Raw genomic sequence first — 2,336 nt, 5'->3', positions numbered from 1 at the left:
TTTCGTCTGTAGTGATAAAAGGACTGAATAAGTGCTGTATGTCATCAATACCAATGCCAGTACCAATATCTAAAATATCGATTATAACATCGTTGTCCACGCAATGAGTCTCAATTTCTACGAAGGCATGAGAATGGGAGTAACTACTATAGCGCAAACCGTTGTTGATCAAATTAATCAAAACCTGCTCTAATTGATGGGTGTCGAATGAAACGGTGGGTTGAGCGGTTATATTTAAAAATACATCGTGGTCTTGATAGTGATTTTCCAAAAACGTCGGCAACCATTCGGCCAGCGCGATTTCTTTTTGGTTTGCTTGCTGCTGGCGTGACAGTTTTAAAATATCCTCGATAATGCGGTTGACTCTTTTTGTTTGTGAAAAGATCATTTCATAGAGTTCATGATTGGCAGCTATTTCGCTATGGGAGATGTGAGTAGTGCTGTGTTCGTTCTCTATTTGGTTTGTTTCTTTGTGAGGGTGCTCAGTGACGTCCTCCATTAATAATTGACTCGCTTGTGATATTGTCGCCAAAGGGTTTCTGATTTCATGGGCAATGCTTGCTGTTAGTTGACCTAGCGATGCCAGCTTCAACTGCTGAGCACTTGCTTGTTCACGGCGTAAATCTTCGAGAATGACCAGCTTACTGCCATCTTTTAGCGGAATTATCTGTACGCGTAGCTTCCCGAGAACCGAGGCGGTAGCTTGTAAGTCATAAGTGAAAGTGCGTGATTGACCTGTTGCTACTGTCAAGCAAGCCTCAAGTAGTTGTGAGTGTTGTTCGTTAAGTTGCTGCTGAAACTCGGTTAGCTGTGCACTGTGTGCATGATATTGGGCGTCCTTGCTATACGCTCGTCCATGGTCGCTATCAGATGCAGTGTCATGCAATGATACCAATGAATTGGACGGAATGCTTAGCAACTGATAAGCCGCAATATTTGCTAAGACAATATGTTGGTGATCGATGACGATGACACCATTAACCATCTGGGTGACGACTTCTTGGTTGATAGTATTTAATCGTTCTACTTCTTTCACGTGGCGTTCGGCTATTTTTTCGAGCAGTACTAAGCGCTGTGAGATAGACCAGCTTAAGCCACCAACGGCTAAAAAACTGGCTGACATGAGCAAAGCGTCTCCTAGGTTGGTCAAGCTCATACTATTAGCAATGGCATAGAAAAACTGCTGATAAATGACAAAAATAATAGCCAGCAAAGTAATAATTAGAGCTTGAGAGGTATGTAATAACACGAAACTGGCTGCTACTACTACCATGTACAGCATGGTTAGCTGTAAATCCGGGGCACCCACGGTATAAAGCAGTAAGCTTAAGAAAATGACATCTAGCGTCAACCCAAATGCCAATTGTCGCTGCATCTGTTTATGAAGGACATAAAACAACCCAAGCAATATCAGGCTCAGTACAACATAAAAAATAAGGGTCGTTTGTTGTAAAAAGCTCGGTAAAGTAGAGCTATCACTAGCGCGTGCATTGATGTATGCCGTAAGCAGCGATAAGAAACTCACTGCAAAACGATAGCTACTATAAATGAGCCCTAATCTGCGTAATTGCGGCAATGGTAGAGTGTCATCGTGATTGACATAATGAGTGATAGCAGAGACGAGGTTGTTCGCAGATTTCATAAGCTGACCGTATAAATGAAGAGGTGCCAATAAACTTACGGTTGAATCAAGCCATGACGAATTGCCAAATGTGTTAGTTTGACGTCACTATCCACACCAACTTTTTCATAAATACGATAACGATAAGTATTGATGGTTTTAACACTGACAAACAGTTGGTCGGCAATTTGTTGTGGGCTTTGACAGTTGACGACCATCATCGCAACTTGTTTTTCGCGAGCGCTCAACAAATCAAATGGTGAGCCGGCATTATCCGACAGCAATACATCAGCCAATTGCTCCGCGACATCTTGGCTGAAATAGCGGCCACCTTGATGTATCTTTTTGACAGCTCGTATCATTTCATCTAGCGGCGTACCTTTTGTAATATAGCCGTTGACACCGGCTTTTATGAGCATAGACGGATATGGTTGTGTTGATATGCTGCTAACGGCTAATATCTTAATACCCATATCCAGCTGAATTAAGCGCTTAGTGGCTTCGATACCACCGATGTTAGGCATGTTGACATCTAGCAGAACCACATTTGGCTGCAATTGCTTGGCAAGTTTAACCGCCATGTCGCCACTGTCTGCTTCGCCAATCACTTCGATATCGGCACTATCTGATAACATACGGCTAATACCCATGCGTACCAGATCATGATCGTCGACTACCAATACTTTAATCATAACTATAACTCTTTACTGCTCAT

The 2,336-nt window shown here is 42.6% G+C and carries 2 protein-coding genes; both read right to left on the bottom strand.

Features of this window, described 5'->3' with window-relative positions; translation table 11 throughout:
- Window positions 1–1,642 (bottom strand): PAS domain-containing sensor histidine kinase (locus L0J61_RS10550; RefSeq protein ID WP_301466395.1); only part of this gene is annotated, 1,642 nt, incomplete at its 3' end.
- A gap of 35 nt (window positions 1,643–1,677) precedes the next feature.
- Window positions 1,678–2,313 (bottom strand): response regulator, encoded by a 636-nt coding sequence (locus L0J61_RS10545; RefSeq protein WP_301466394.1) that lies wholly within the window; start codon window positions 2,311–2,313, stop codon window positions 1,678–1,680.
- Window positions 2,314–2,336 lie beyond the last annotated feature (23 nt).

It is taken from the genome of Psychrobacter sp., from assembly GCF_030457785.1.
Classification (GTDB): domain Bacteria; phylum Pseudomonadota; class Gammaproteobacteria; order Pseudomonadales; family Moraxellaceae; genus Psychrobacter.
Note: the sequence above shows the minus strand (reverse complement) of the source record. Positions and strands in the feature narration are given on the sequence as shown.